The sequence below is a fragment of the Streptomyces africanus genome (assembly GCF_002150735.1).
In the GTDB taxonomy this organism is placed as follows: Bacteria; Actinomycetota; Actinomycetes; order Streptomycetales; family Streptomycetaceae; genus Streptomyces; species Streptomyces africanus.
The window spans coordinates 1-6,554 of sequence record NZ_MUKA01000224.1 but is presented as its reverse complement, the minus strand read 5'-3'; the positions used below and the strand labels follow the sequence as shown (position 1 = coordinate 6,554).

General features: G+C 71.5%; 6 protein-coding genes. 2 read left to right on the top strand and 4 right to left on the bottom strand.

Annotated elements, in window-relative coordinates; all coding sequences use genetic code 11:
- A partial coding sequence (locus tag CCL05_RS26205; protein ID WP_244204415.1) for a PTS fructose transporter subunit IIC occupies positions 1-1,638 on the top strand: 1,638 nt, incomplete at its 5' end.
- A gap of 134 nt (positions 1,639-1,772) precedes the next feature.
- Complete coding sequence (locus tag CCL05_RS44925) at positions 1,773-1,928, top strand: hypothetical protein (protein ID WP_158102496.1); 156 nt, start codon at positions 1,773-1,775, stop codon at positions 1,926-1,928.
- 12 nt (positions 1,929-1,940) lie between these two features.
- Here CCL05_RS44925 and CCL05_RS26200 read toward each other — a convergent pair whose 3' ends face one another.
- The 4 genes from CCL05_RS26200 to CCL05_RS26185 form a co-directional block, all read right to left on the bottom strand.
- A complete protein-coding gene (locus CCL05_RS26200; RefSeq protein WP_086562951.1) occupies positions 1,941-2,687 on the bottom strand; it encodes a DUF6227 family protein in 747 nt (248 codons plus the stop codon).
- A gap of 178 nt (positions 2,688-2,865) precedes the next feature.
- Positions 2,866-4,083 carry a L,D-transpeptidase gene (locus CCL05_RS26195; RefSeq protein WP_086562950.1) on the bottom strand — a complete coding sequence of 406 codons (1,218 nt, stop codon included), beginning with the start codon at positions 4,081-4,083 and terminating at the stop codon, positions 2,866-2,868.
- A 166-nt stretch (positions 4,084-4,249) separates the two neighbouring features.
- Entirely contained in the window at positions 4,250-5,290 is a 1,041-nt protein-coding gene (locus tag CCL05_RS26190) for a P1 family peptidase (protein WP_086562949.1), read from the bottom strand.
- 58 nt (positions 5,291-5,348) lie between these two features.
- The coding region (locus tag CCL05_RS26185; protein ID WP_425275945.1) for a low temperature requirement protein A at positions 5,349-6,554 on the bottom strand (1,206 nt) is incomplete at its 5' end.

Here is a 6,554-nt window from a genome sequence, read left to right as displayed (position 1 = left end):
CCCGCCGACGCCACGGGGTCTTCGGAGCCTGCCGAGGCCGGCTCCGAAGACCCCGTGGCGTCGGCGGGAGCGGCCTCTCCCGCCGCCGCCACGGTCACCGACGGCACCGACAGCGCCGAGGAGACCGCCGATGCGGCGGAGCGCCCGTTCCGCATCGTCGCCGTCACGTCCTGTCCCACCGGCATCGCCCACACCTACATGGCGGCCGAGTCGCTGGAGAACGCCGGCCGTGAGGCGGGCGTCGAGGTCACCGTCGAGCCCCAGGGCTCGGCCGGCTTCACCCGGGTCGACCCGTCGGTCATCGCGGCGGCGGACGCCGTGATCTTCGCCCACGACGTGCCCGTACGGGAGAAGGAACGCTTCGCCGGCAAGCCGACCGTCGACGTCGGTGTGAAGGCGGGCATCAACCGCCCCGCGGAACTCATCGCCGAGGTCCGCGAGAAGGCCGCCCGCGGGGAGATCACCTCCGGATCCGCCCCGGCCACTCCGGTGGAGCGCTCCGGCGACGCCGGCGAGGGCTACGGCACCAAGCTGCGCAAGTGGCTGATGTCCGGCGTCAGTTACATGGTGCCGTTCGTCGCGGCGGGCGGTCTGCTGATCGCCCTCGGCTTCGCGATCGGCGGCTACAAGGTCGACAAGGCCCCGTCGGTGATGGACCACTTCATGTGGGCGCAGGCCGACAGCTGGGCGGCCCTGCTCTTCCAGATCGGCGGCGTCGCCTTCGGCTTCCTCGTCCCCGTCCTGGCCGGTTACATCGCCTACGGCATGGCCGACCGGCCCGGCCTCGTCCCCGGCTTCGTCGGCGGCTCGATCGCCCTGACCATCAACGCCGGCTTCCTCGGCGGTCTCGCGGCCGGTCTGATCGCCGGTGGCGTGGTCATCGCGATCCAGAAGGTGAACATCCCGGCGGCGCTGCGCGGCATCATGCCGGTGGTGGTGATCCCGCTGATCTCCTCGGCGATCGTCGGGTTCCTGATGTTCGTCGTCATCGGCAAGCCCATCGCCGAGGCCCAGAAGGGCATGACCAACTGGCTGAACGGCCTGTCCGGCAGCAACGCCATCCTGCTCGGCGCCCTCCTCGGCCTGATGATGTGCTTCGACCTCGGCGGCCCCGTCAACAAGGTCGCCTACACCTTCGCCACGGCCGGTATCGCGGTGTCCAGCCCCAGCGACTCCGCGATGAAGATCATGGCGGCGGTCATGGCGGCCGGCATGGTGCCTCCGCTGGCGATGGCCCTGGCCACGACCGTGCGCGGCAAGCTCTTCACGCACACCGAGCGCGAGAACGGCAAGGCCGCCTGGGTGCTCGGCGCCTCCTTCATCTCCGAGGGCGCGATCCCGTTCGCCGCGGCCGACCCGCTGCGCGTCATCCCGGCCTCGATGGCCGGTGGCGCGATCACCGGCGCCCTGTCGATGGCCTTCGACACCACCCTGCGCGCCCCGCACGGCGGCATCTTCGTGGTGCCGCTGATCGGCAACCCGCTGCTCTACCTGGTCGCCATCGCCGCGGGTGTCTGCGTCACCACGGCCCTGGTGGTCGTCCTGAAGGGCATGCGCAAGCCGGCCCCGGGCGCCGCAGCGGGCTCCGGCGAGGCCGCGGCTCAGTCGGCGGAGGCGAAGCAGCCGGTGGCGGCGTGAGGCTCAACGCCTGAGGGCGGGCCGCGGGTTCGCCCCTTTCGGGGCGTGTGACCCGTTCACGGCACCTGCGAGATAGATCACGAAAATCACGGCCCGGGACCTTGAGTCCCGGGCCGTGGTGTCTACTGGGGCGCATGCCCGAGCACGTCTCCCGATGGCCCGAAGGCCACCCTCTCCCCGCCCTCCCGCAACAGCGGCAGACGGGCCCCCGGTCGGAGTCCGCGGAACTGACCCCCGAGGAGAGAGACGCTTTCGCGGAGCTGGCGCGCCGGCTGAGCGACAAGGGCTGAAGGGCTGAAGAACTAGGACAGCCGCGCCGCCCGTCGCTCCATCGCCTCGCGTGCCGCGTCCTCGCTGGCGTACACCTCGCACATGTGCCGCCCGTCCGGCGTCGCCGTGTGCTCCACCTCCCACAGGGAGACCTCCGCGCCGTCGCGCAGCAGGAACGCGTGCTCGTAGAGCGAGTAGCCCAGCCCCGCCCGGCCCGCGCGGCACGGGCGGCCGAAGGCCTGGGTGATCTGGTGACCGGACGCCGTGGCCAGCAAGGCCGCCGTGTCCGCCCCCGGCCGGTCCGCGTTCTCCGCGCGGCGCAGTAAACGCCGCGCGTGGTCCGCCGAGTCGACCCCGGCGTACGCATGCCGGGGCGCGGGGACCGGGGACAGCTGCACCGCCACCGGCAGCTCGAAGTCGGTCGTGTCCGGCGGCAGCGGCAGACGCGTGGTGGCGGCGCGCAGCTCCTCCTCGTCGACGTACACCTCGTGTTGCGGCTCGCTGCCGGGCGCCGTGTTGTGGACGAGCTCCCACAGCGTGAGCGCGGAACCGTCGGCGAGCAGCCAGGTGTGCCGGTACGTCTCCCGGTGCAGGCCCGCGCTGTGGTGCGCGGAGTGCAGCGAACCGTCGTGCGCCAGCGCGCAGTCCAGCCGCCTTATCGTCTCGTCCGGCAGCTCGAAGGAGTTCAGGGCGCGGCCGAGGAGTCGCGCGAGGTGCTCCTCCGGAGACTCGGGCGAGTCGTGGGGTTCGTACGCTGCCGTCTCGTACGGAACGCTCAAGGTTTCTCCCGGCGTTGCTGCATGTCACCTTGTGGGTGCATACCGTAGCCCCTCCATCGGACATCATGTCCGGGAACCGAGAAAACGTACGGGAAGGAAAACGCACGGGCCGCGCGAAAAGTTCCCGCGCGGCCCGGTCGGTCCGTCAAAATTCCAGTGTGGGCGGTCGTTCAGCCGCTCACGCGTCGCTGCCCGCGACCCACTGGCTCCAGTCCAGGTTCCAGCCGTTGAGCCCGTTGTCCGGCGCCACCGTCTTGTCGGGCGAGTTCTTGACGACCACCACGTCACCGATGAGCGAGTTGTCGTAGAACCACTTGGCGGACGTGCTGCCCCCGGCGCCCTGGACGTCCGCCAGACCGACGCAGCCATGGCTGGTGCCCTGGCGGCCGAAGGGCGGGTTGCCCTTGTTGTACCAGTAGTTGCCGTGGATGAACGTGCCGGACGTCGTCAGGCGCATCGCGTGCGGCACGTCCGGGATGTCGTACTCCCCGCCGAGCCCGACCGTCCGACTGTTCATCCGGGTCTGCACGAACTTCTCGGAGATCACCATCTGCCCGTTGTACGTGGTGTGTTCCGGGCTGCCCGCCGAGATCGGGACCGTCTTGAGGGTCTTGCCGTCCCGCACGACCGTCATGGTCTGCGTGTTGACGTCGACCGTGGAGACCTGTGAGCGTCCGACGGTGAAGGTGACCGTCTTCTTCTGCACGCCGTAGACGCCGTTCGTGCCCTCGACCCCGTCCAGGTCGATCTTCATCGTGACCTTGGAACCGGCCTTCCAGTACTCCTCGGGCCGGAAGTCGAGCCGCTGCGAGCCGAACCAGTGCCCGACGACCTGCTGCCCGCTGCTGGACGCGACCGTGATGTGCGACTGCACGTCCTTGCGGTTCGTGATCGCCTTGTCGAAGGTGAACGACACCGGCATGCCCACGCCGACCGTGGAGCCGTTGTCCGGCGTGTACGTCCCGATGAAGCTGTTCGCCGAGGTGACGGTCGTGAAGATGGAGTTCGCTGCGGCCGTACGGCCCTTCGTGTCCTTCGCGGTCGCCGATATCCGGTACTTGGTGCCGCGCTCCAGCTGCTCCTTCGGCTTCCAGGCCTTGCCGTCGGAGGAGATCGAGCCCGGTACGGCCTGGCCGCCGCCCGCCACCGTCATCTTCACGTCGGTCAGCTTGCCGTCGCTGACCTTCACGCCGGTCTTGTTGATGGAGGCGCCGGTCGAACCGTCCTTCGCCGAGATGGCGATCTTCGCGACGGACGTCTTCGCCGAGTCGCTGCCACCCTTGGCGTCGTCATCGGCGTTGGCGCTGCCACCGCAGGCGGTGAGCGTCAGGGCGCCGATCATCAGGGCGGCACATGCCCCCAGTGTGCGCCGCGCTGCAATGTCCGGCGTTGTCACGGGCTGCTCCCAGTTCGTGTGATGTGCGTGGTCCGCTCCAGTACGTGAGAGAAGAGGGGCCGGGCGGCCGGTCGGGTTCCGTCCGACCGCCATGAGCGACATCACCGTTACAGGGCCGGGACAATGTCCGGCGCCGCTGTGGAACCGCTGTGCGCTGCCCGTCCGTTCAGCGGCCCCCGTACAACTCCCCGTACGACGGCCACGCCCCGCCCGGGCCGTCGACCGGCTCCGCGGCGCGCACGGCCCGTACGATCGCCCGGGTCACGACGTCCGCGCCCGCCGCGAGGATCTCGTTGAGGGCGAGCGGGTTCGCGGCGTCCAGGGTCCGCTCTGCGGTCGCCAGCGCGAACACCGTGTCCCCGTCGTTGAGAAGGTGCACCGGCCGCACCGCGCGGGCGATGCCGTCGTGTGCCGTACCGGCCAGCTTCTGCGCCTGCGCCTTCGACAGGTCCGCGTCCGTGGCGACCACTGCCAGCGTGGTGTTGAGCGGCGGAGGCGCGCTCCTCGCGGCCGTCTCGGCGAGGCGCCTTCGGGCTGCCTCGTGCACCGTCGCCTCCGGGTACTCCACCCGCCCCTGGAACAACTCCCCGTACAGCACCCCCGTCTCCGGATCCAGCACCGACCCCGCCGCGTTGGCCACCACCAGCGCGGCCACCGTGATCCCCGAGCCGAGCACGGCGGACGCGCCGCCGACGCCGCCCTTCACGACCCCGACCACCGCCCCCGTACCGGCGCCCACACACCCCTCGGGCACCGCCGCGCCGGGCTCGCTCGCCGCGGCCGCCTCGACCGCCGCCCGGCCGGTGGCCGCGTCCGGCCGGGCCCGGAAGTCGCCGCCGCGCCCCAGATCGAAGACACAGGCGGCGGGCACCACCGGCACGACATGCGCCGGGTCCGCCCCGACCCGGATCCCGCGCCCCCGTTCCTCCAGCCAGGCCATCACCCCCGAAGCCGCGTCGAGCCCGAACGCGCTGCCGCCGGTCAGCACGACCGCCTCGACCTTCCGCACCACGTTGCGCGGGTCCAGCGCGTCCGTCTCCTTGGTGCCGGGACCACCGCCCCGCACGTCCACGGCGGCCACCGCCCCGCCCTCCGGGGCCAGCACCACCGTGGTGCCGGTGAGCCAGCCGTCGCCGGCCCGTGTCGCGTGCCCCACCCGCAGGCCGGAGACATCCGTCAGAGCGTCCACCAGAGCGTCAACTGTCATGCCGCCCAGTCTCGTCCAGACGCCGGCCCCGGCGGGCGCACCCAGCCGGTCGGCGCCGTCAGCCTGCCCGGGGGACGGCCCTGCGCAGGGCCAGGGTCTCTGCCGCCACCACCGACAGCGCGCACACCAGGCCTGCCGCGAGCACCGCCCAGTCGTCGAGGAACGTGCAGCAGATCACCAACAGGGCCGTCGTCGGCAGCACCAGCTGCTGGGCGATGCCCGACTTGAAGTGGCGCGAGTGCAGGGCCCACAAGGTCAGCAGGTACAGAGCCGTCGGCAGGGTCACGGCGGCCGACGCCGCCAGCGTGGAGACGTGCGCCTTGCCGACCGTCTGCTCCACCGCCACCTCCAGCCCGGCGCCGATCGCTGCCGCCGAGGCGAAGACCAGGTAGTGGCCGTAGCCCCACAGGAACGCCTGCCGGTTGGAGCGCAGATGGTCGTGGATGGGGACCACGAAGTAGACCCACCACGCGGCGAAGATGATCAGCAGCCCGCCCGCCGCGATGGGGAGGAGCTCGCCCAGGGCGTCGTTCTCGTCGATGCCCGACTTCACGGCGACCGTGGCCGCGGCGATCGTCTCGCCGAGCACGATGATGGTGAACAGCCCGTACCGCTCCGCGATATGGCGCGGATGCCAGGACGTGGGACGGCCCTTCTCCGCCCACGGCGGCACGCACATCTCCAGCAGCGCCATCACCAGGAACCACCAGGGCCTGGCCCCCTCGGGCAGGAACAGCAGCCCCAGCCAGCCGACCTGGCACGCCAGCAGACCACCGGCGTAGCGCAGAGCCGTCGCCCGCTCCGGGCCCTCGGCGGAGCGGGCCGCCCGCAGCCACTGGGCCGCCATGGCGAGCCGCATGATCACGTAGCCCAGCCAGACCACGAAGAACTCGTGCTCCCCGAACGCCCGGGAGACCCCCGCCGCGAGGACCAGCACACCGGCGATCTGCACCAGCGTGACGACCCGGTAGAGCACGTCGTCGTTGTCGTACGCCGAGGCGAACCACGTGAAGTTCATCCACGCCCACCACACGGCGAAGAACACCATCGTGTAGTCGAGGATCCCCTCGCCCGCATGCCCCTCGGCGACGGAGTGCACCAGCTGGATGCCCGCCTGGGACACCGCGACGACGAAGCACAGGTCGAAGAAGAGCTCCAGCGGCGAGGCCGCCCGGTGCGCCTCGCCGCGGCCCCGGGCCGTGAGCCTGCGCAGCGGCCCCCGGACGCCGGGTCCGCCGGAGGGGCTGGACGCAGGGGAGGGGAG

What these genes read in the sequence shown, in the direction of transcription:
- CCL05_RS44925 (WP_158102496.1), top strand. Translation starts at nt 1,773, where the DNA reads ATGCCCGAGCACGTCTCCCGATGGCCCGAAGGCCACCCTCTCCCCGCC.
- CCL05_RS26190 (WP_086562949.1), bottom strand. Translation starts at nt 5,290, where the DNA reads ATGACAGTTGACGCTCTGGTGGACGCTCTGACGGATGTCTCCGGCCTG.